Origin of the sequence: Gordonia sp. VNK1 (assembly GCF_040049135.1) — a bacterium.
Taxonomy (GTDB): domain Bacteria; phylum Actinomycetota; class Actinomycetes; order Mycobacteriales; family Mycobacteriaceae; genus Gordonia; species Gordonia oleivorans.
In genome coordinates, this window is record NZ_JBDZDJ010000017.1 from 61,050 (window position 1) to 83,026 (window position 21,977).

Sequence of the window (21,977 nt, forward strand, 5' to 3'; positions counted from 1 at the left end):
CATGACGATGACCGAGACATCACCCATCACCGAACGTCGGGACGGCTACCCGGACGTCGAATTCGTAAAGAACGATCCGGATCTGCCACCGGTCGCGATTATCGACCGGACGCCGATGACGACGCCGAAGAAGATTCTCTTCGCGATCATCGGACTGCTGGGTGCGGTGGCGTGGGCTCTGATCGCCTTCATTCGTGGGGAGAACGTCAACGCGGTCTGGTTCGTTGTCGCGGCGGTCGCCACCTATGTGATCGCCTACCGCTTCTATGCGCGGATGATCGAGATGAAGGTGGTGCGTCCGCGTGATGATCACGCCACGCCCGCTGAGGAATTCGACAACGCGCAGGACTACATGCCGACCGACCGGCGGGTGCTGTTCGGTCATCACTTCGCCGCGATCGCCGGGGCCGGGCCGCTTGTCGGGCCGGTGCTCGCCGCGCAGATGGGTTACCTGCCCGGCACGATCTGGATCATCCTCGGTGCGGTGTTCGCCGGCTGCGTGCAGGACTACCTGGTGCTGTCGATCTCGACGCGGCGCCGCGGACGCAGCCTGGGACAGATGGCGCGCGACGAACTCGGGCCGGTCGGCGGTATCGCGGCGATCCTGGCCGTGTTCGTCATCATGATCATCCTGATCGCGGTGCTGGCGCTGGTGGTGGTCAACGCCCTGGCCGAAAGTCCGTGGGGTGTCTTCTCGATCGCGATGACCATCCCGATCGCGCTGTTCATGGGTGTCTATCTGCGGTACCTACGGCCCGGTCGGGTCAGCGAGGTCTCCATCATCGGGGTGGTGTTGTTGCTCGCGGCCATCGTGGCCGGCCGCTACGTCGGCGAATCATCCTGGGGCAGCGACTGGTTCAGTCTGTCGCCGGTGTTTCTGAGCTGGGCGATCATCATCTACGGCGTGGCTGCCGCGGTGTTGCCGGTGTGGTTGCTGCTCGCGCCACGTGACTACCTCTCGACCTTCATGAAGGTCGGCACCATCGCGCTGCTGGCGCTCGGCATCGTCATCGTGCAGCCGGTGATGCAGGCACCCGCGGTCAGCGAATTCGCCTGGAACGGCAAGGGTCCCGCGTTTGCCGGTGCGCTGTTCCCGTTCCTGTTCATCACGATCGCCTGTGGTGCGCTCTCCGGATTCCACGCCCTGATCGCCTCGGGGACCACCCCGAAACTCCTGGCCAAGGAGGGACAGGCGCGGATCATCGGCTACGGCGGCATGCTCACCGAGTCGTCGGTGGCGATCATGGCGCTGATCACCGCATGTATCCTCGATCAGCACATCTACTTCGGGATGAATGCCCCGAAGGCGCTCACCGACGGTACCGCTCAGGGCGCCGCCGACTACGTCAACGGTCTTGGGGTGCATGGTCAGTCGGTGACGGCCGAGGACTTCACGCAGGCCGCAGAGGCGGTCGGGGAGTCGTCGATTGTGTCGAAGACCGGTGGCGCACCGACGTTGGCGATGGGGATGGCCGACACCTTGCAGGATGCGATCGGTGGAGAGTCGTTGCGGCCCTTCTGGTATCACTTCGCGATCATGTTCGAGGCGTTGTTCATCCTGACCACGGTGGATGCGGGTACGCGGGTGGCGCGCTTCATGCTCTCCGACGGCATCGGCAACATCCCCGGCGCTCAGCGATTCAAGGACCCGTCGTGGCGGCCAGGCGCCTGGCTATGCACGGTGATCGTCTGCGCCGCATGGGGTTCGATCCTGCTGATGGGTGTCACCGACCCGCTCGGCGGCATCAACACCCTCTTCCCGCTGTTCGGCATCGCCAATCAGCTGCTCGCCGCCGTCGCGTTGACCGTCGTCACCGTCATCCTGTTCAAACGGGGACAGTCCAAGTGGGCGTGGGTGTCCGGTGTTCCGCTGGTATGGGATGTGATCGTCACGATGACGGCGTCCTGGCAGAAGATCTTCTCGTCGAATCCGTCGATCGGGTACTGGGCGCAGCACAGTGCCTTCGTAAACGCCAAGGATGCCGGGGAGACGAGTTTCAAGACCGCGAAGAACCTCGACGAGATGAATGCGGTCATCCGCAACACCTTCATCCAGGGGACGCTGTCGATCATCTTCGCCGTGCTGGTGCTGATCGTAGTGGTCGTCGGGGTGTACCTGATGGTGAAGGCGTGGCGGCGCGGTGGGTTGCCGACCACCGAGGAGAAACCGGTGCCGTCCCGGATCTTCGGTCCACGCGGCCTGATCACCACCGCGCCCGAACGCGAGGTGCAGCACGAGTGGGATGCCCTCCAGGCGCAGAAACACGGGCACCGGTCACCCGCGGAGGCGGCACCGTGACCGGCGCGCAGGTCATCGCGTCGCTGCGCCGCGCCGGTGGTCAGGTGGCGTGGTATGTGGGCAGCGTGATGGGCGACCGGGACTATCAGCGCTACCTCGACCATCACGCGGCGCATCGCGCCGACGGTGATGACCGTCCGCCGATGACCGAACGCGAATATTGGCGGGCGCGTTGGGATCACACCGAGAAGAACCCGCAGGGACGGTGCTGCTGAAGCGGATCACGCGCTCGGCACGGTGATCTCGCGGTCGATGCGGATCTGCCGCCGGAACTCGGTGTCGTGACTGACGATCAGCAGTGCTCCCGTCCACTGTCGTAGCGCGGACATCAGTTCCTCGGTGGTGTCGATGTCGAGGTTGTTCGTCGGTTCATCGAGGATCAGGAGCTTGGGCGTCGGATCGGTCAGCAGCGCCGAGGCCAGCGCCACGCGAAGACGTTCACCACCGGAAAGTTCGGCCAGCACCCGGTCACCCGCGGTGCCGCGGAACAGGAATCGGGCCAGGTGGGCTCTGACCTGCTGGGTGGTCGCCGCGGGGTGGGCGGCGGCGACATGCTCGGCGATACTCAAATGCGGGTGGGGGAAGGTGATGCGTTGCGGTACATACGCATAGGGCACGATGATGTGACCGCGCTCGATCAGATCGGTGATCAGCGTGGTCTTCCCCGATCCGTTGGCTCCGACGAGGGCCACCCGCTCCGGTCCGTCGATTCGCGTCCGGTCGTCGGCGACGATCTGGGCATGTGAGGCCAGGTCGACGGCGGGCATGGCGATCCGGGTGCTGCGGTCGTCGCGGACATCGGCGCGGGTCGACTCGAGGCGATCGGCCGCGGCCAACACGTCGTCGCGGTGTTCGCCCCGGAACTTGCCCGCCGAGACCTGCGCGGCGTCGCGTCGTAGGTGCGCGACGATCTTCGGAACCCGTTTCTCACGTTCGGCTTTCGCGGCCGTGCGCGCCCGACGATCCAGGGCGACCTGGGCGTCGACCATCTCCCGTTTCTGCTTGCGCAGGTCGTTCTCGGCGTTGGCGACCGCTGCCGACGCCGCCTGCTGCTCGGCGTCGATGATCTCACGGTAGGCCGAGTATCCCCCGCCGAAGAGTCGCAGATCTCCGTGGTAGAGCTCGAGGGTGTGCTGGACGCGTTCGAGTAGTTCAAGGTCGTGACCGACCACCAGGACCGTCCCGGGGAATCGCTCGATCGAATCGAAAAGCCTTGTTCGGGAATCCCTGTCGAGGTTGTTGGTGGGTTCGTCGAGAAGCAGGATCGACGGACGGCGCAGGAGTGTCGAGGCGATGGCGAGCATGGTCGACTCGCCACCGGACAGGGTGCCGACGGTGCGGTCGAGATCGGCGACGAGTCCGAGCGAAGCGAGTTCGCCGGCGGCGCGTTCCTCGATATCCCAGTCGTCGCCGATGATCTCGAAGTCGAGCGGATCGCTCGACCCGTTCTCGATGCGCGACAGTGCCGAGCGTTTCGCGGTGATGCCCAGGACATCGGCGATCGTGGCGGTGGGGTCGGCGTCCGGGTGCTGGGGGACCAGCCCGACGTCGCCGCGGACGCTGACGCTGCCACGGGTGGGCTGGAGAGTGCCGGCGATGAGGTGGAGCAAGGTCGTCTTGCCCGCGCCGTTGGCGCCGACCAGCGACACCGAACCCGACGGGATCGTGAGTGAGATGCCGTCGAAGACGACGGTGCCGTCGGGCCAGGCGAACGTCAGGTTCGAGAGGGACAACGATGTGGGTGTGCCGGGCGTCGACGGGTGCGACGCAGGGGAGGAAGCCATGGGTACTCCTGAGGTGCGGTGGGGTCGCGAGCATCGGTGACGTCGCGATGGATGACCGGCCTCAGTGGTTCATGGTGTGAGATCACTCCTCGGGTGGGCAACAAGAACTCGACCATATCCCCTGACGGCGGGTCGGTGTCAATGGCTTTTACGGGAGGGGACGCGCTAGCGTTGAGTTCATGTCGTTCATCCGCACGCACGTTGCCAACGGTGTCGGCGAGGTCATTCTCGATCGGCCCAAGGCGCTCAACGCACTCGACCAGTCGATGGTCGACGACATGGATCAGATCTTGCGCGAGTGGGCCGACGACGAGTTGATCGAGACGGTGCTGCTGACCTCGGCCAGTGAACGAGCGTTCTGTGCCGGCGGCGACATCCGCGCCATCCGGGATTTCGCGATCGACGGAGACCATGAGGCGATCACCCGATACTTCGCGGGGGAGTACCGCCTGAATCAGCTGATCGCCGAGTACCCGAAGCCGCACATCGCCCTGATCGACGGCCCGGCGATGGGTGGTGGCCTCGGTATCAGTGTGCACGGCGAGATCCGGGTGGTGACCGAGAAGGCGATGATCGCCATGCCGGAGACCGCGATCGGCTTCTTCCCCGACATCGGCTCCACCTACTTTCTCCCGCGACTTCCCAGCGGCGTCGGAATGTGGTTGGGACTGACGGGTTCTCGAGTGCGCGGATCGCAAGCTCTGTCGGTCGGGCTGGCGACCCACTTCGTACCGTCGGCGGATCTGCGTCCGTGGCCGACCGAATCCGTTCCGGCGCACCGCTCGGCGACATACTGGTGCCCGATCCGACCAAGCACGAGGATCATCCACCGCTGCCGGTCGAGGCGATCGGTGAGTACTTCGCCGATTCGAATGTCACCGCGATCGTCGGTGGCCTGCGCGGCGCCGTCGGCGACGAGTGGGCCGCCGAAATGCTCGATCTGATCGGCAACGCATCCCCGACCAGCCTGTGGGTGACCGCCCGACTGCTCGAACTCGGAGCCGACTCGCTACTCGACGAATGCCTGGAACGAGAACTCCACGCGGCCGAGAACATCACCATGACAAACGATTTCCGTGAGGGAGTGCGAGCGGTACTCGTCGACAAAGATCGCTCACCGAACTTCGACCCGGCCGAGATCGACGACGTGGACCCCGCCACGGTGGCAGCCATCATCGGAGCCTGACCTGGTCGCCCGGCCGTTCCCACAGGTCGAGTGCACGTAACCCCGCTGGCCGAGTGCCGACGAGCTTGCGAGTCGGTGTATCGAGGCCACCTCCGCAACCCCCGCTGGTCGAGTGCGCCGCGCGAGCGTAGCGAGCTCGTCGCGTATCGAGACCACTTCCGCATGCCGAAAGCATCACGTATGCACCAGCTTCCACTCGCCAGGGTGGCCTCGACCTCGACAGGCTCGGCCCGACGGATACGGGGCTCCGCAAGCTCCGCCCCACTCGGCCAGCGGTGGGCACCTCCGCTGGCCGAGTGCACGTAACCCCCGCTGGCCGAGTGCACGTAACCCCCGCTGGCCGAGTGCACGTAACCCCCGCTGGCCGAGTGCACGCAACACCCGCTGGTCGAGTGCACGCAACACCCGCTGGTCGAGTGCCGACGAGCTTGCGTGTCGGTGTATCGAGGCCACTTCCGCAACCCGACAGCGCAACACCTTTCCCCGCTGGTCGAGTGCGCCGCGCGAGCGAAGCGAGCTCGTCGCGTATCGAGACCACTTGCGCAAGGTGAAAGCCTCACGCAAACAGGCAGTTCAGTAACTCCCGCTGGTCGAGTGCGCCGCGCGAGCGAAGCGAGCTCGTCGCGTATCGAGACCACCTTCGCGACCCGACATCGAAACCGGGCCACCGCCACCCGAACACAGCTCGGCCGACGCGGACGTCATTCATCCCCAACCGATTCCGCGCCGGAAAAACTTGTCGGTGCCCCTCGCTACACTTGACTCAGTTCAGTTGATCCGACCGAGCAGAGGGGGTGAACATCATGGCCGACACCATAATTCGCACGACTACCGCGCCGAAACTGTCGATGACCGCCGCCGACGCCGCCATGATCGATCACCTCCCCACTGAAGCGGCCACCGCACTCGCCCGATCCCTGCAACGCCAAGAACGACAAGTGATCGCCCGGAAAGTGCTCTCCGCGGCGCGGATCGGGCACACCGTGTACGACGAGATGCTGCTCTCGGGCCATCAGACCAACGTCCACACCACCGGCGCCGTCGACAAAGCCGCCACCGGCAAGGTATCGACCACCCTGGGTGTATCGGTGCCGCAAGCCACCGCGTGGATGACGCTGAGCTTCCTGCTGTCAACGCTCCCGACCGTGACCGCAGCATTCCTCGACGGTGACCACTCGCTGGAACGTATCCGCATCGTCGCCAACGAGATCGCCGTCCTATCCGACGACGATGTGCGCGCCTTCGCCGAAACCCGCGCACTGCAACTGGCCGAACGCAATCAGGCGGATAAGACCCTGCGGGATCAGGTCGTCGAGATGGTGATCGCCCTGGATCCCGACGGCGCCGCAGACCGACGCGAGGAAGCCGCCGCACGCGACCAGAACGTGCGAGTGCGTCGAGACACTAACGGGCACTGCAGCATCTCGGTCTACGCACCCGGAGAAATGGGAGCACACCTCGCCGCGCGGATCGCGAAGATGATCAGCGAACGGATCTGCCCACGTGATCCGCGTCGCCAGGGTCAGGTGCAGGTCGCGGCATTCGCCGAGATCCAAGGACTACCCGGCGCACACTTGTCTTGTGAGTGCGGGCGAGGCGACTGCTCGCGGGCGATCCCGCTGCCGGAAGAACCCAGTGGCCTGACCGACCTCGACATCGATGTCGACGACGACGCGCCTGATCTTTCTGTCGATGTCGATGCGGACGCCGATCATGTTGAGTCTCATGAGATCACCGAACCCGAGACGACCGACGATCCCCAGTCGGACACCGCCGATGTGACCGTCGATCCCGAGACGATCACCGACGACGACGCTGACGGTGCGGCAATGGATACCGAAGAGGCGCAACCCGACACCGACACCGACTCGCAGTTGTCGCTGTCGTTGATCACCGACCCGTCCGGGCAGCGGGAGGCCCGGTTGGAGTACTTCGGCGTTGTCGACGACGCCCACGCCCGATCGTTGATCAGTGCGGGGCAACTGGTGACCGTCAGCGAGTTTCCCACCCTCGACATAGCCAGCATCAACACCGCCACCTCACTGGAACGGATACCGGCGGCGTGGCGTCGCCTCGACGATCCGTTCCCCGCGGCACCGATCGACCCCACCGGACACGGCGGCTATCTGCTGCCGCCCTCGGGTGCACTCACGTATCGGATTCCGGCGTGGTTGCGGGAGAAGATCATCGAGTTGGATGGCACCTGCCGGTACCCGCATTGCGGCCGACCGGCCAGTGAATGCCAGTTCGATCACCTGGTGAAATTCGTGCACCAGGATCCGATAACCGGTGGCTGGACCGTGGAATTCAACCTGATGCCGTTGTGCACCCCGGACCATCAGAGAAAACACATGGGGTTGCTGCTACCCACCATGCTCGCCGACCGGGCTGTCGTGTGGCGCGACCCTGTGTCCGGGGAAACCATCACCACCTATCCGCGGTAGGTCACTGCTGTCGGGTGGTGCTCCGCTGTGATCGGGTTCCAGCGTCGTGTTGCGTGGTCTCGAGGCTCGTCGCCCTGGGGGCTCCTCGCACCTCGACCGGCGGGGGTTGGGTTGCGCTGCAATCGGTTTCCAGCTTCTGTTGCGTGGTCTCGACCTCGACAAGCTCGGCCCGGCGGACACGCCACGGGCTCGCAAGCTCGCACGAGGCGGCTCGACCGGCGGGATGGGCTGCTCGACCGGCGGTACGGGCGCCTCGACCGGCGGGTGTAAGGGCGGCTCCACGGGCGGTCAGGCACCTCGACCGGCGGAACCGGGTTTGCGGTCTACGTCAATCCGCTGCGGCCACAAGCGGTTCCAGCGTCAGCTCGGGGAGTTCCTTCTCGATGTACTGCAGCCGCCACTTGTCGCTGAAAAGGGCGAGGAGCACGCCGTCGCTGGTGCGGGTGAACACCTCGACACCGCGCTGACGGTTGAGTTCATCGGCGCTCTCGGCATCGGTCTTACGGGCCAAGGTGTAGCCGAGGGGCTCGATCACCGTGTCCACGTTGAATTCTGACTTCATGCGTGCGGTGACCACCTCGAACTGCATCGGTCCGACGGCCGCAAGCACCGGGGACGTGTCGCCGCGGATGTCGTTGCGCAGTACCTGGACCACGCCCTCGCTGTCGAGTTGCTCCATGCCTTTGCGGAATTGCTTGTACTTGTCGGCGGTGGTGGCACGCAGTGACGAGAAGTGTTCCGGCGCAAAGGAAGGAATCGGCGGGAACTGGATCTTCGGATCGTCGTAGAGAGTGTCGCCAGGGGCCAGGGCGGTCGCGTTGACCAGACCCACGACGTCGCCGGGATAGGCGGTGTCGACGGTCGAGCGATCACGACCGAAGACGGCCTGGGCGTACTTGGTGGCGAACGGCTTTCCGGTCTGCGCATGTGTGACGACCATGCCGCGTTCGAACTCGCCCGACACGATCCGCATGAACGCCAACCGATCTCGGTGGCTGGCATCCATTCCGGCCTGCACCTTGAACACGACGGCGCTGAACGGATCGGTGGGCTCACGGACGGTACCGTCGATGCCGGTGCGCGATCCCGGCGCCGGGGCCAACTCGACCAACGTCTCCAACAGTTGTCGCACACCGAAATTCAGCATCGCCGAGGCGAAGATCATCGGCGACGTCTGTCCGCCGAGGAACAGTTCCTGGTCGTGATCCTGCCCCATCTCCGAGAGCAGGTCGCTCTCCTCGAGAGCGTCGTTCCATGCGTCGCCCTCGCGGGCCGACGCGGCGTCGGCATCCAGGATCTCCTCGGGGGCGATCGTCGCGCCGCCCGCGGTACGGGTGAAATGGATGTAACGACCGGTGCGCCGATCCAGCAGACCACGGAAGTCACCGGCGATGCCGACCGGAACATACAGCGGGGTCGGCAGCAGGCCGATCCGTTCGTTGATCTCGTCGATGAGTTCCAACGGTGCCTGGCCCGGCCGGTCCCACTTGTTGATCACGGTGATCACCGGGATGCCGCGATGGCGACACACCTGGAACAGCTTGAGCGTCTGCGGTTCGAGTCCCTTGGCGGCGTCGATCAACATCACCGCGGCGTCGACCGCGGTGAGCACGCGGTAGGTGTCCTCGGAGAAATCCGCGTGACCGGGGGTGTCGACGAGATTGATGACGGCGGGCTCGTCGTCGGCGCCGGCACCTCGAGGGGAGTAGTTGAACTGCAATGCCGTCGACGACACCGAGATGCCGCGAGCCTTCTCCATCTCCATCCAGTCCGAGACGGTGGACTTGCGTCCAGCCTTGCCGTGGATGGCGCCCGCCTCGCTGATCATGCGGGCGTGCAACGCCAGGGCCTCGGTCATCGTCGACTTACCGGCGTCGGGATGGGAGATGATCGCGAAGGTACGGCGACGCTTCACCTCGGTGGCAACATCAGAACTCACCTGACGAGGCTATCGGGCGAGGTCGGAGCCCACCAAAACGTCAGACGCGAGGCGTCGGATGCGGCATCACTCGAACGGCACCGGCGGCAACTTGACCACCTGGGCGGCGTAGCTGAGACCGGCGCCGTAGCCCAGCAACAGCGCGGTATCGCCGGGCTTGGCCTTGCCGGTGGACAGCAGATCCTCCATGGCGAGCGGGATCGACGCCGCCGACGTGTTGCCGGTGTGCTCGATGTCGTTGGCGACGACAGTGCCCTCGGGCAGGTGCAGGTTCTTGGCGAGCAGGTCGTTGATCCGAGAATTGGCCTGATGCGGGACGAACACGTCGAGGTTCTCCGCGCCGATCTTGGCCGCCTCGAGGGCACGTTGGGCGACCTTGCCCATTTCGAACGCCGCCCACCGGAACACCGCGGTGCCCTCCATACGCAGGTAGGGGCGCTGCACGCGGTCGCTGTCGAGGAAGGTGACCCAGTCGATGTCCTGGGCGATCGCGGTGTACTGGGTGCCGTCGCTACCCCAGATGACCGGACCGAGTTGCTGGTCCTCGGTCGGTCCGACGACCACGGCACCGGCGCCGTCACCGAAGATGAAGCAGTTGGTGCGGTCGGTCATGTCCATGGCCACCGACAACTGCTCGGCGCCGATGACGAGAACGTGGGTGGCGCTGCCGCCGCGCACCATGTCGGTCGCGATGGCCATCGCATACCCGAATCCGGCGCAGCCGACCGTGACGTCGAAGGCCGGGACACCGTTGGCGCCGAGTTCGGTGGCCACCTTGACCGCGCCCGCCGGGGTCAGCAGCAGGTGCGTGTTGGTGGCGAGGATGACCGCGTCGATGTCGGAGCCGGACAGCAGGGCGTTCGCGATCGCCTTACGCCCGGCGTCGACGGCCATGTCGACGACGGTCTCGTCGCGCCGCGCGAAGCGTCGCGTCTTGATGCCGGTGCGGGTGTAGATCCACTCGTCGGAGGAATCGATGTTCTCGCAGATCTCGTCATTGGTCACGACGCGTTCGGGGCGGTAGGCGCCGATCCCGAGCATGCCGATGTTGTTCACGCCGGTGGTTTCTGCGATCACGGTCATCGTGAGTTCCTTCCGCTATGCGATCCGCCATAGACCGTCTCACACAACCCCCACTACTTGGAAGTAGGCGTGAGCAGACGGTGTACGCGGACACTCATTGTCCGCAATCCGATGAATGCTGGGTCGCACAGTGGTCAGAACACCATCGCGACCGCCATCCACCCAGCGAGACGAGGAGACCCATGATCCACGCACGAGGTCTGGTGCAGACCTTCCAGACCGGACGAGGGAAGAACAAACGCGAGGTCAGAGCCGTCGATGGAGTGGATCTCGACATCGCCGAAGGCGAGGTCGTCGGCTTCCTCGGCCCGAACGGCGCGGGCAAGACCACCACCCTGCGCATGCTCACCACGCTGCTGCGTCCGACCGTCGGCACCGCCACCGTCAACGGTTACGACATCGTCGACGATCCGGTCATGGTGCGACGCAGCATCGGCTACGTCTCCCAGGCCGGCGGGACGTTCAGTCAGGCGCAGGCCGGCGACGAGGTCGTCGACCACGGCATGCTCTACGGGCTCTCGCGTGCCGACGCCACGAATCGGGGCAAGGCACTGTTCGAGCGATTGCAGCTCGACGGCCTGTGGGATCGCATGCCCAAGAACATGTCCGGCGGGCAGAAACGCCGGCTCGACATCGCCATGGGGCTCGTCCATGACCCGAGCCTGGTGTTCCTGGACGAGCCGACCACCGGCCTCGATCCGCAGGCGCGGGCCAATCTGTGGGAGCACATCCGCGCATTGCGCGCCGACCGTGGTGCCACGGTGTTCCTCACCACCCACTACCTCGACGAGGCCGACGAACTCTCCGACCGCATCCTGATCATCGACAACGGCACGATCGTCGCCGCCGACACCGCCGACAACCTCAAGGCCAGGGTGTCCGGTGACCTCGTCGACCTGCAGGTCGCCCACGCCGGCGACGTGACCGCGGCCGCCGCCCGGCTCGCCACCATCGCCGGGCCGGTGGAGACCGACGGCTGTCACGTCCGCGGTCGGGTGCTGCGCGCCGGACGCGAGATGCCCGGCCTGATGCGCGACCTGACGACGCAATCCATCGACCTGGAGTCGATCGAGATCATCCGGCCGACCCTCGACGACGTCTTCCTCACCATGACCGGCCGTTCCCTGCGCGACGCGGAGGCCGCCACCGACAACCCCGCCGCCACCGAGCTCGAGAACGAAGGAGCCCTGCGATGACCTTTCTGCGCGAATCCCACATCGTCTTCCGCCGCCAGATCCGGATGAACCTGCGCAATCCCGCCTGGGTGCTCATCGGTGTGCTGCAACCGATCCTCTACCTGGTGCTGTTCGGGCCGCTGCTGAAACCCCTGGTCGCACAGTTCCCCGGCGGCGCGGACAACCCGTACACCTTCCTGGTGCCGGGGCTCCTCGTCCAGCTCGGCCTGTTCGGCGCGTTGTTCGCCGGCTTCAGCCTGATCGGGGAGTGGCGCGAAGGCGTCATCGAGGCCGAACGGGTGACGCCGGCCAGTCGCACCGCGCTGCTCACCGGGCGGCTCATGCGTGATGTCCTGCAGTTGTTCGTCCAGGCGCTGATCCTGGTGCTGTTGGGCTGGATCATGGGGATGCGCGGATCGGTGCTCGGCGTGACCGTCGGCATCGTCATCACCCTGCTGATCGGTGGCGCGTGCGCCGCGGCGTCCAATGCGCTGGCCCTCACCACCAAGAGTGAGGACGTGATGGCCCCGGTCATCAACATGGTGATGATGCCGGTGCTGCTGCTGTCGGGCATCCTGCTGCCGATGACCCTGGGGCCGCAGTGGTTGCAGAGTCTCAGTGACTTCATGCCGTTCCGCTGGATCGTCGACGGTGTCCGCGACAGCTTCGGCGGGGACATCGCCACGATGGCCGTGCTGTGGTCGGTGCTGGCCGCGGTCGTGCTGGCCACCCTGGGAACCTGGTGGGGCACATCGGTTTTCCGGAAGGAGAATGCCTGAGGCGGAGACGGTTGCCACATATACCCTCTAGGGGTATATGTGGATGGTATGTCCACCCCGCAACACGACCGCTCCCGGGCGGCACATGACGTCATGAATGACGGGTCCGTGAATCACGAGTCCATGGGCCATGGCTCGATGGGCCACAGCGGCTCGGACCACGGCGGCATGGACCACAGCGGCATGGACCACAGCGGCATGGACCACGCGAGCATGGGACACAGTGGCCACCACGACCACGTCGCCCAATTCCGGCGAATGTTCTGGATCACCCTGGTCCTGGCGATCCCCACCGTGGCACTGAGTCCGATGTTCGCCGACCTCCTCGGCTACACGCTGCCCGACGCCGCGTGGCTGCGCTGGGTGTCGCCGATCCTCGGTACCGTCATCTATCTCTGGGGTGGTCGACCGTTCCTGACCGGAGCGGTCAGTGAAATACGTTTCCGCGCACCGGGAATGATGCTCCTGATCGCACTTGCCATCACCGTCGCGTTCCTGTCGTCGTGGGGTTCGACGCTGCACCTGCTCGACCACGAGCTCGACTTCTGGTGGGAGCTGGCACTTCTCGTCGTGATCATGCTCCTCGGGCACTGGATCGAGATGCGTTCGCTCGCGCAGACGACGTCCGCGCTGGATTCGCTGTCGGCGTTACTGCCCGATACGGCCGAACGCGTCGACGGCGACGACATCGTCACCGTCGCGCCGAGCGACCTGCGCGTCGGCAACGTCGTGGTGGTCCGCCCCGGCGCGTCCATCCCCGCCGACGGCACCATCGTCGACGGCTCGGCTTCCGTCGACGAATCCATGGTCACCGGCGAATCGGCAACGGTCCGAAGGGGCGTCGGCGATCACGTCGTCGCCGGGACCGTCGCCACCGATTCCGGGCTGCGTGTCGAGGTCGACGCGGTCGGCGACGACACCGCTCTCGCCGGGATTCAGAAACTCGTCTCCGACGCCCAGAACTCGACGTCGCGGGCCCAACGCCTCGCCGACATCGCCGCCCGGTGGCTCTTCTGGTACGCCCTCGGCGCCGCCGTGCTCACCGCCATCGTCTGGACCGCCATCGGCATGCCCGATTCGGCGATCGTGCGGGCCATCACCGTGCTCGTCATCGCCTGCCCGCATGCCCTGGGTCTGGCCATCCCGCTGGTCGTCTCCATCGCCACGGAGCGCGCCGCACGCGGGGGAGTGCTCATCAAGGACCGCCTGGCGCTGGAGTCGATGCGCACCGTCGACACCGTCCTCTTCGACAAGACCGGCACCCTGACGCGGGGGGAACCGCAGGTCACCGGCATCGAACCAACATCCGGACACGAAAGCGACGAGGTACTCGCCCTGGCCGCGGCCGCCGAGACCGACAGTGAGCACCCGTTGGCCCGGGCCATCACCCGGGCCGCCGCCAACCGCGGTCTCGACGTTCCGGCGGCGTCGGACTTCTCCTCGTCGCCGGCGGTCGGGGTCGGCGCCACGGTGGACGGCCGCACGATCCGCGTGGGCGGTCCGGCACTCCTCGACGATGCGGGCGCCAACGAGCTGCCCATCGCCCAGAGTTGGCGCGAGGAGGGAGCGATCATCCTGCACGTCCTCGCCGACGATGAGGTGATCGGCGCCGTAGCGCTGGCCGACGAGATCCGCCCGGAGTCCCGCCAGACCGTCGACGCGCTGAGGCGCCGCGGCGTCGACGTCGTGATGGTCACCGGCGATGCGACGGCCGTCGCCGAGACGGTCGCATCGGACCTCGGCATCGACCGCGTCTACGCCGGGGTGCGACCAGAAGACAAGGCGCACACCGTCGCCGAACTCCAGCACGAGGGCCGCCGGGTCGCCATGGTCGGCGACGGCGTCAACGATGCGCCCGCGCTGGCGCAGGCGGACGTGGGCCTCGCGATCGGCGCGGGTACCGACGTCGCCATCGGCTCGGCCGGGGTCATCCTCGCCTCGTCGGACCCGCGGTCGGTGCTGTCGGTCATCGAACTGTCCCGCGCCACCTACCGCAAGATGAAGCAGAACCTGTGGTGGGCAGCCGGATACAACCTCATCGCGGTGCCGTTGGCCGCCGGTGTTCTCGCCCCCATCGGCTTCCTGCTGCCGATGAGCGTCGGCGCCATCCTGATGTCGGTGTCGACGGTCGTCGTCGCACTCAACGCGCAGTTGCTGCGGCGGGTGGATCTGTCGCCGGAGAACAGCGTGCGGCGCTGACCTCGCTCCCGCGTATCCGATCTCTTCCCGCGCACTCATATCGTTGCGCGGGGAGCAGACGAGTGCGCGGGAATGCACGGCCGCGCGGAAGAACGGCACGGAATCCGATGGAACCGAACACCATCGCGTTGCGTCCAACTCCCGTGACCACATATCCCCATGATCGATACGGTCTGATTCGCCGTGACGCGGCGCTTCGGCAGGGCATCACCGACGCCCGTCGCGCCAACGACGTCAGAGACGGCCAACTCATCACACTCATCCCCGGCGTCGACGTGGAACCGAGCGCCGAGTTCGACGGACATGACGGTGCGCAGAAATTGCACCGGCTCAGGTCGATTGCGGTGGCCACGTCGAAGCTGGCTACCGGACCCGCACTCCCGCTCAGCCACTCATCTGCGGCGACAATGCACGGCCTACCTCTGCTGAAACCCGATCTGGAACGCGTCCACGTCACGAGAGGCGCGTCGTCGGGCGGATCGATCGGCACCCATCGGCACGTGCACGTGGCACCGATCGAGCCCACGGAGATCGTGACGATCGACGGCGTCGCGGTCACCTCACTCGAACGTACGGCGGTCGACGTCGCCACCTCGGGCACCTTCGCCCAGGCGCTGACGGTTTTCGACCACGCACTCCGGTGCGATGCCGACCGCGCGCTGATGCACGAGATGATCGTGACCCGACGTCGCCGCAACGGTGTGATGGCGGAGCAGGCGCTCCTGTCGGCGAACCCGTTGTCGGGCAGCGTCGGGGAATCGTGGAGCCGCGCCGAGATCATCGTCGCCGGATTCACCGTTCCGCGACTGCAACACAAGATCGTGGTGCCCTCGGGCCGCACCTACTACACCGACTTCGACTGGGATTGGCTCCTCGTCGGTGAGTTCGACGGGCTGAGCAAGTACGGGAGATTTCGCCGTGCAGGCGAATCCATCGCCGACGCGGTGATGCGGGAGAAGCGTCGCGAGGACGAGATCCGCGGTACCGGACCGATGGTGGCGCGCTGGATCTGGGCGGATCTGGAGCGAAATGCCGTCATCCCCATGCTCGAGGAGCGGCTGCGTCACCTCGGGCTGATCCCGCGGTGACCCTTCGCCGCACGAGTTTGCGGCCCGGCCTCCCGCGCACTCGATCTCTTCCCGCGCACTCATATCGTTGCGCGGGAAGAGAACGGTTACGCGGGAATCAAAACGGTTGCGCGGGAAGTAAACCGGTTGTGCGGAAGCAGGATCGGCGGTCAGTCGAGCCCGTCGAAACTACTCACCGCGGGCGCCGGCGGCAACGTGACGATGGCACCCGCATACGACAGGCCGGCGCCGAAGCCCAGGAGCATGGCGGTCTGTCCGCCCTTGGCCTTGCCGGTGGCCAGCATCTCCTCCATGGCAAGCGGGATCGACGCCGCCGACGTGTTGCCGGTGTTCTCGATGTCGCCCGCCATCGGGAGATCGTCCGGGAAGCCGAGGTTCTTCTTCATCAGTTCGTTGATGCGGGCGTTGGCCTGATGCGGGATGAACACCTCGATGTCGTCCACCGACACCCCCGAGGTGTCGATGACGGCGGCCAGGGCCTTGGGCAGGGTGATGGCCGCCCACCGGAACACCCGCGGGCCCTGCATCGTCACGACCATCCGGCCGACCGGATCGGTCTCCGGGTCCTTGTGCTGGAACTCCTGCGCGCGGTCCATGTACTCGGGGATGTCGTAGTTCTGGCCGATGGCCTCGGCGTTCTCACCGTCGGAACCCCACACGGTTGGCGAGATCCCGTTCTCCTCGCTCGGTCCGACGACCACCGCGCCGGCACCGTCGCCGAAGATGAAGGCGGTGTTGCGATCGGTCGGATCCATCACCACCGACATCGTCTCCACACCGACCACCAGCACGAACTCGGCGGACCCGGCGCGGACGGTGTCGGCGGCGACGCCGAGCGCGTACCCGAACCCACCACACCCGGCGGCGACGTCGTAGGCGGGAATGCCGTTGAGGCCGATGTCGAAGGCGACGATCGGGCCGCCGTGCGGGATCTTCGTCTTCCAGCTGTTGGTGGCCAGGATCAGCGCGCCGATCTTCTCCTTGTCGACCCCCGAGTTCGCGATGGCGCGCTCGGCCGCCGCCGCGGCCATCGACCGCGCCGACTCGTCACCGCTGATCCAGCGCCGATTGCGGATGCCGCTGCGCTCGAAGATCCACTCGTCGGTGCTGTCGAGGACCTCGCACACCTCGTCGTTGCTGACCAGCCGTCGGGGACGGTAGGCACCGATGCCCAGCATCGCCACATTCTGATGTCCGGTGTTCACCGCGAGTTGTCCCACGTGTCTCTCCTTCGGGTTGCGCCGTGGGAGAGTGTATGCGGTCGGCCGGGCGCCACACGTGAGCCGATGGTCCCGGCGTTCGGCGCGTCACACGCGGCGGTTCAACTCGCCGGTTCATCAGTTCGGCCGCGCGTTTCAGCTCAGCGGCCAGAACACCGGCACCAGGAGCACGCTGGTCACCAGCCAGGCGGCCATGATGACGATGCCGAGGCGCCAGTAATCGCCGAACCGGTAGCCGCCGGGATTCATCACGATCATGTTGGCCGGCGTGGCGATCGGGGTCAGTACCGCGGCGGCCGCGGCAACACACGTCAGCATCAAGATGCCTCGGGGGTCGACACCGAGATCGCGGGCCGCGGCCAGCGCCACGGGGATCACGATCAGCACCGTCGCGGCGTTGCTGATGAACTGGCCGAGCGCCGCGGTGAGCACGAATAGCGCGACCAGCAGGACGTAGGCACTGTGTCCGGAGACGAGGTCGACGATGGGCTTCGCGAGTTGTTCGGCGCCACCACTGTCGGTGATGGCCTCCGACATCGGGATCAGCGCGGCGATCAACACCAGGGTCTGCCACGGGATCGCGCGGTACGCCTGCTCGCTGGCGATGACCCGGGTCAGCACCATCGCGACGGCGGCGAGGAGGCCGGCCACCACCGGTGGGACCGCCCCGGTTGCCAGCAACACGATCATCGCGACCAGGATGAGACCGGCGCGCGGGGCGCTGCGTCCGAGTGGAATGGTCTGGCGGCGAAGTTGTTCGGAGGACGCCACCACCATCAGGTTCTGGTCGTCGGCGAGTGCGTCGATCACCCGCCACGGACCGTGGACGAGCAGTGCGTCACCCTCGGCGAGTTCGACCGACTTCGGTCCGACGTCGGAGCTGAAACGCCGCACCGACAACACCAGCAGTCCGTCCTCGGCACGGACCATCCCGGGAAAAGCCTTGCGCCCGATCCACTCCGAGCGTGGTGGGATCACCACCTCGCTGACGCCGAGGTCCCGATCGACCAATCGGCCCCTGTTGCGTCGCCGACCGATCACGTCCTCGACGGTGAGATCATTTGCGTGAGCGAAACTCTCGGCCACGTCACGTCGGCCGTACACGACCAGCACATCGTCGGGCGAGAGTTCGTGGCCCGACGAGAGCACCTTGCCGGACTGGCCCTGCACGCCCACGGCACGCAACCCGTCGGCCAACTCCAATCGCCGACGACTCGACCCGATCACCGGAGACTCCGTACCCACGCGCAGACGGAAGGTTTGATCACCCGCACCGGAGGCGTCGAGTTCGTAGTGCTCGACGACGGTCGACACGTAGCTGCTGAAATCGGCAGGTAGGGAGAGGGATTCGCGGTTCGGCAGCAGACGATGGCCGATGGTCGCGGTGATCGCGATGGTGACCAGCACCAACGGGACACCGATGAGGCCGAACTCGAAATAGCCGAATCCCGAGCCGGTCTGCTCGACGGCGGCCTCGTCGACGATCACGTTCACCGGGCTGCCCGACAACGTCAGCATCGATCCGGCGCTCGCGGCGTACGCGAGGGGGATGAGCGCCTTGGACGGCCGCAGCCCGGCGTGACGTGCCACCGACACCGTCACCGGCACCAGGGCGGCGGCCGCACCGTTGACGGTGATGAGTGCGCTGAGGAGGGCGGCGAGAATCATGATGGCCGCGATCACCCGGAACCGGCCGGTGCCCGCCAGGTTGCTGAGCAGGCGCCCGGCCCATGCGGTGATCCCAGACGCCTCGAGGCCCTCGCTGACCACGAAGAGAGCGGCGATGAAGGCGATGACGCTCTGCCCGAGGCCGGAGGTCATGGTGGACAGGTCGATGAGGCCCAAGGCGTAGAGGACCAGCGCGGAGGAGACGGCGACCATCGTCACCGGCAGTCGATTCCAGATGAACAGCACCACCGTGACAGCGAGCACGATCAGGCTCAGCGTCGCATCCGACATACCTCATCGTGACATCGCGGCCCCCCGGCCGCAGGCGTCACCACGCGTGCACGGTGTTCTGGGCGGACTCCAGACCGTATCGCAGCAACAGGTCGACGGCGTCGGCGCCGTGCTCGATGAGCAGGTCGGTGTCGGCGCGGGCCGCCGACGGGAAGGGTTTGAGGACGTAGTCGGCCGGATCCTGGCGTCCCGGCGGGCGTCCGATGCCGAGCCGGACCCGCAGGTAGTCGCGGGTGCCGATGGTCTGGCTGATCGAACGCAGGCCGTTGTGTCCGCCTTCGCCGCCGCCCCGCTTGAGCCGGACCAGCCCGAAATCGATGTCGAGTTCGTCGTGCAGAACGATCAGATCCTCGGGTGACACCGAGTAGAACTTCGCCAGCGGACCGATCTGACGGCCGGTGGTGTTCATGAAGGTACGGGCCTTGGCCACCAGCACCGAACCGCCGGCGAACGGTACCGATGCCACTTCAGCGCCGGAGCGCTTGTGCACCGAGTACCGCCCACCGGCGGAGGTGACCAGACGATCGGCGACCATCGCGCCGATGTTGTGTCGTGTCTTCTCGTATTTCGGACCTGGATTACCCAGCCCGACAATGAGTTTCACGTTATTGTGACTCCAGAGAGTCGTCGGTCGGAGATTACTCCGACTCCGACTCACCCTCGGTCGGGACCTCGGCGCCGGCCTCGACGGCCTCTTCCTCGAGGTCGGAAGCGGTCGGGGCCTCGTTGACGGCAACGATCAGGGTGTCGGCGTCGGTCACCAGGGTGACGCCCTCGGGGAGATCGAGGTCGGAGGCCAGGATCGACACACCGACTTCCTTGCCCTCGACGTCGACGGTGATCTGCTCGGGGATCGACAGCGCGTCGGCCTCGATCTCGACGGTGTTGGCGTCCTGGACGACCAGGGAGCCCGGGGCGGCGTCACCCTCGACGACGATGTTGACCTCGACGGTCACCTTCTCGCCGCGCTTGATGACGAGCAGGTCGACATGCTCGATGTAGTTGCGGATCGGGTGGACGTCGACCTGCTTGGTCAGCGCGAGCTGGCTGGTGCCCTCGATGTCGAGGTCGATGACGGCGTTGGTGCCGTTGTTACGCAGGATCGTGGCGAGGTCACGGGCCGGCAAGCTCAGGTGCTGCGGGTCGGTGCCGTGGCCGTAGAGGACGGCGGGGACGAGGCCCTCGCGGCGGGCGCGGCGTGCGGCGCCCTTGCCCTTCTCGGTACGGGTGGTGACGGCCAGGGTGGCGGTCTGGTTTGCCATGGGGCTTCTCCTTCGTGCGGGGCCGCGGGGCGGCCGGTCGGTGCTTCTCGGATGCGGACCTGCGCCGACACCCACATCACGACCGTCGCGGCGCACTCGCACAGAGGCGCCAGAGGAGACGTAGCGTGGCCGCGCCGATCACGGTGATCACTCACCCTCGCCGAGACAACCCGAACAGAATAGCCGATGAACTGCGCGGATGTCATATCCGCGCGGGGTGGGGGTGACGGGCGGCATACTGGCGGCCATGACCTCACGGACCCCCATCGACATCGTCACCGGCTTTCTGGACGCACTCGCCCGCGGGGACAGCGCCGCGGGAATGATCGACGTCGCCGATCAGATCGCCTACACCAACGTCTCGACGCCCACCATTCGCGGACGGGCGAAGGTCAAGAGGATCTTCACACAGTTCGACGCCTCACCCGCCTCGTTCAACTACCGGATGGTGAACGTGAGCGCCGACGAAGAGGCCGGTGTGGTCCTCACCGAACGTGTCGACGAGATCCGGCTCGGGCGGTTCATCCTGCAGTTCTGGGTGTGCGGGCGTTTCGAGATCGCCGACGCGCAGATCACCGTGTGGCGCGATTACTTCGATTACTTCGACATGACCAAGGCCCTGCTGAAGGGTCTGCTAGGCGTGGTCGTGCCCGCGGTGGTGCGGCCGTTGCCCGACGAACACACGACACGGGTTCTGCGTGCGACGGGGCCGCTGGCCTAGCATCGACGCCATGGCTTACCAACCAGCGCCTTACGGTGCGCCCGCAGGCGGCAGCTTCTACATCTTCACCATGGGTCAGGAGCAGGGGCCGGTCGGCTATCCCGAGCTCCAGCAGATGGCGATCAACGGCCAGTTGAAGGGCGATTCACTTGTCCGCTCGGCCGACAGTCCGAATCCCTTCCCGGCCAAGCAGATCCCCGGGTTGTTCTCCCCCAAGGACTGGCTGACGACGCTGCTGTTGTCGCTGTTCGTCGGCGGATTGGGTGTCGACCGCTTCTATCTCGGTCAAGTCGGTCTCGGTGTGGCCAAGCTCCTCACCTGCGGTGGGTTCGGAATCTGGACGATCATCGACATCATCTTGGTGGCGGTGCGCAAGATGCCGGACGCCGACGGACGACCGCTGGCCTGACCGGAGACCCAATGAGCGCCCCTGCACCGGAACACACCCGACGACACCGGTTCGCGCCATCGGAGATGGCCGCGGCCGGTGGCGTGGTGGGTTTCGGTGTGGCTCTGGCTCTCAGCCCGGCGGGCATCGAGCACGGGCCGACCATCTGCCCCTTCCGGCTGGTCACCGGATTGCCGTGTCCCGGTTGTGGATTGACCCGGTCGTGGGTCTATGGGGCACACGGTGATTGGGCGCAGTCCTTCGCGGCGCACCCGTTCGGGCTGCCACTCCTGGCTGCGCTACTCCTTCTCGCTATCGTCGTCGTCGTGTTTCGGGTGACCGGGCGTGAACCGCCGGCGCTCGACCGACTGTTGTGGAACCCGGTGACCAAGGTGATCATTGCCGCCTGGTTGACCTTCGCGGTGGTCAGGCTCGTGCTGGCCATCTGAGC

At 66.3% G+C, this 21,977-nt stretch carries 17 protein-coding genes and 1 pseudogene; 11 read left to right on the plus strand and 7 right to left on the minus strand.

Annotated features, from left to right (window positions below; translation table 11 throughout):
• Positions 1-7 precede the first annotated feature (7 nt).
• Both ABLE94_RS19060 and ABLE94_RS19065 read left to right on the plus strand, forming a co-directional pair.
• Positions 8-2,299: a carbon starvation CstA family protein gene (locus ABLE94_RS19060; protein ID WP_425476245.1), complete on the plus strand. Its 2,292-nt coding sequence runs from the start codon at positions 8-10 to the stop codon at positions 2,297-2,299.
• Positions 2,296-2,514: a YbdD/YjiX family protein gene (locus ABLE94_RS19065; RefSeq protein WP_348802927.1), complete on the plus strand. Its 219-nt coding sequence runs from the start codon at positions 2,296-2,298 to the stop codon at positions 2,512-2,514. The genes ABLE94_RS19060 and ABLE94_RS19065 overlap by 4 nt, the downstream gene beginning before the upstream one ends.
• 6 nt (positions 2,515-2,520) lie before the next feature.
• Here the strand turns inward: ABLE94_RS19065 and ABLE94_RS19070 are convergent, their stop codons facing one another.
• On the minus strand, positions 2,521-4,083 hold the full coding sequence (locus ABLE94_RS19070) for an ABC-F family ATP-binding cassette domain-containing protein (protein WP_348809527.1): 1,563 nt from the start codon (positions 4,081-4,083) through the stop codon (positions 2,521-2,523).
• Positions 4,084-4,262: 179 nt separating this feature from the next.
• On the opposite strand from ABLE94_RS19070, the pseudogene ABLE94_RS19075 reads away from it, so the two are divergent.
• Together ABLE94_RS19075 and ABLE94_RS19080 are read left to right on the plus strand one after the other, a co-directional pair.
• Positions 4,263-5,269: pseudogene (locus tag ABLE94_RS19075) on the plus strand (enoyl-CoA hydratase/isomerase family protein).
• An 803-nt stretch (positions 5,270-6,072) separates the two neighbouring features.
• Positions 6,073-7,713: an HNH endonuclease signature motif containing protein gene (locus tag ABLE94_RS19080; RefSeq protein WP_348809528.1), complete on the plus strand. Its 1,641-nt coding sequence runs from the start codon at positions 6,073-6,075 to the stop codon at positions 7,711-7,713.
• Between the two features lie 328 nt (positions 7,714-8,041).
• Here the strand turns inward: ABLE94_RS19080 and ABLE94_RS19085 are convergent, their stop codons facing one another.
• Positions 8,042-9,652, minus strand: coding sequence for a peptide chain release factor 3 (locus ABLE94_RS19085; RefSeq protein WP_348809529.1), 1,611 nt, complete (start codon positions 9,650-9,652; stop codon positions 8,042-8,044).
• Between the two features lie 66 nt (positions 9,653-9,718).
• On the minus strand, positions 9,719-10,735 hold the full coding sequence (locus ABLE94_RS19090; RefSeq protein ID WP_348809530.1) for a beta-ketoacyl-ACP synthase III: 1,017 nt from the start codon (positions 10,733-10,735) through the stop codon (positions 9,719-9,721).
• A gap of 182 nt (positions 10,736-10,917) precedes the next feature.
• On the opposite strand from ABLE94_RS19090, the gene ABLE94_RS19095 reads away from it, so the two are divergent.
• The 4 genes from ABLE94_RS19095 to ABLE94_RS19110 all read left to right on the plus strand — a co-directional run bounded on the left by ABLE94_RS19095 (position 10,918) and on the right by ABLE94_RS19110 (position 15,976).
• Positions 10,918-11,931 (plus strand): ATP-binding cassette domain-containing protein, encoded by a 1,014-nt coding sequence (locus tag ABLE94_RS19095; protein WP_348809531.1) that lies wholly within the window; start codon positions 10,918-10,920, stop codon positions 11,929-11,931.
• Entirely contained in the window at positions 11,928-12,689 is a 762-nt protein-coding gene (locus ABLE94_RS19100) for an ABC transporter permease (protein WP_348802919.1), read from the plus strand. Before ABLE94_RS19095 ends, ABLE94_RS19100 begins: the two co-directional genes overlap by 4 nt.
• A 93-nt stretch (positions 12,690-12,782) precedes the next feature.
• Positions 12,783-14,888: a heavy metal translocating P-type ATPase gene (locus ABLE94_RS19105; protein WP_425476246.1), complete on the plus strand. Its 2,106-nt coding sequence runs from the start codon at positions 12,783-12,785 to the stop codon at positions 14,886-14,888.
• Positions 14,889-14,995: 107 nt separating this feature from the next.
• Positions 14,996-15,976 carry a hypothetical protein gene (locus tag ABLE94_RS19110; RefSeq protein WP_348809532.1) on the plus strand — a complete coding sequence of 327 codons (981 nt, stop codon included), beginning with the start codon at positions 14,996-14,998 and terminating at the stop codon, positions 15,974-15,976.
• A 149-nt stretch (positions 15,977-16,125) separates the two neighbouring features.
• Here the strand turns inward: ABLE94_RS19110 and ABLE94_RS19115 are convergent, their stop codons facing one another.
• From ABLE94_RS19115 to ABLE94_RS19130, 4 genes are all read right to left on the minus strand, one after another.
• Positions 16,126-17,154 (minus strand): beta-ketoacyl-ACP synthase 3, encoded by a 1,029-nt coding sequence (locus tag ABLE94_RS19115; protein WP_425476248.1) that lies wholly within the window; start codon positions 17,152-17,154, stop codon positions 16,126-16,128.
• A gap of 177 nt (positions 17,155-17,331) precedes the next feature.
• The gene (locus ABLE94_RS19120) at positions 17,332-19,155 is read right to left on the minus strand and encodes an SLC13 family permease (RefSeq protein WP_348809533.1); all 1,824 of its coding nucleotides are present in this window, start codon (positions 19,153-19,155) and stop codon (positions 17,332-17,334) included.
• A gap of 37 nt (positions 19,156-19,192) precedes the next feature.
• Positions 19,193-19,759, minus strand: coding sequence for an aminoacyl-tRNA hydrolase (gene pth, locus ABLE94_RS19125; protein WP_348809534.1), 567 nt, complete (start codon positions 19,757-19,759; stop codon positions 19,193-19,195).
• 34 nt (positions 19,760-19,793) lie between these two features.
• Complete coding sequence (locus ABLE94_RS19130; protein WP_348809535.1) at positions 19,794-20,417, minus strand: 50S ribosomal protein L25/general stress protein Ctc; 624 nt, start codon at positions 20,415-20,417, stop codon at positions 19,794-19,796.
• 247 nt (positions 20,418-20,664) lie between these two features.
• On the opposite strand from ABLE94_RS19130, the gene ABLE94_RS19135 reads away from it, so the two are divergent.
• From ABLE94_RS19135 to ABLE94_RS19145, 3 genes are read left to right on the plus strand one after another with little or no spacing between them, the layout of a single operon-like run.
• Positions 20,665-21,138 (plus strand): limonene-1,2-epoxide hydrolase family protein, encoded by a 474-nt coding sequence (locus ABLE94_RS19135; protein WP_348809536.1) that lies wholly within the window; start codon positions 20,665-20,667, stop codon positions 21,136-21,138.
• A 10-nt stretch (positions 21,139-21,148) separates the two neighbouring features.
• Positions 21,149-21,547 carry an NINE protein gene (locus ABLE94_RS19140; RefSeq protein ID WP_348809537.1) on the plus strand — a complete coding sequence of 133 codons (399 nt, stop codon included), beginning with the start codon at positions 21,149-21,151 and terminating at the stop codon, positions 21,545-21,547.
• 11 nt (positions 21,548-21,558) lie between these two features.
• Positions 21,559-21,975, plus strand: coding sequence for a DUF2752 domain-containing protein (locus tag ABLE94_RS19145; RefSeq protein WP_348809538.1), 417 nt, complete (start codon positions 21,559-21,561; stop codon positions 21,973-21,975).
• Positions 21,976-21,977: the final 2 nt, after the last annotated feature.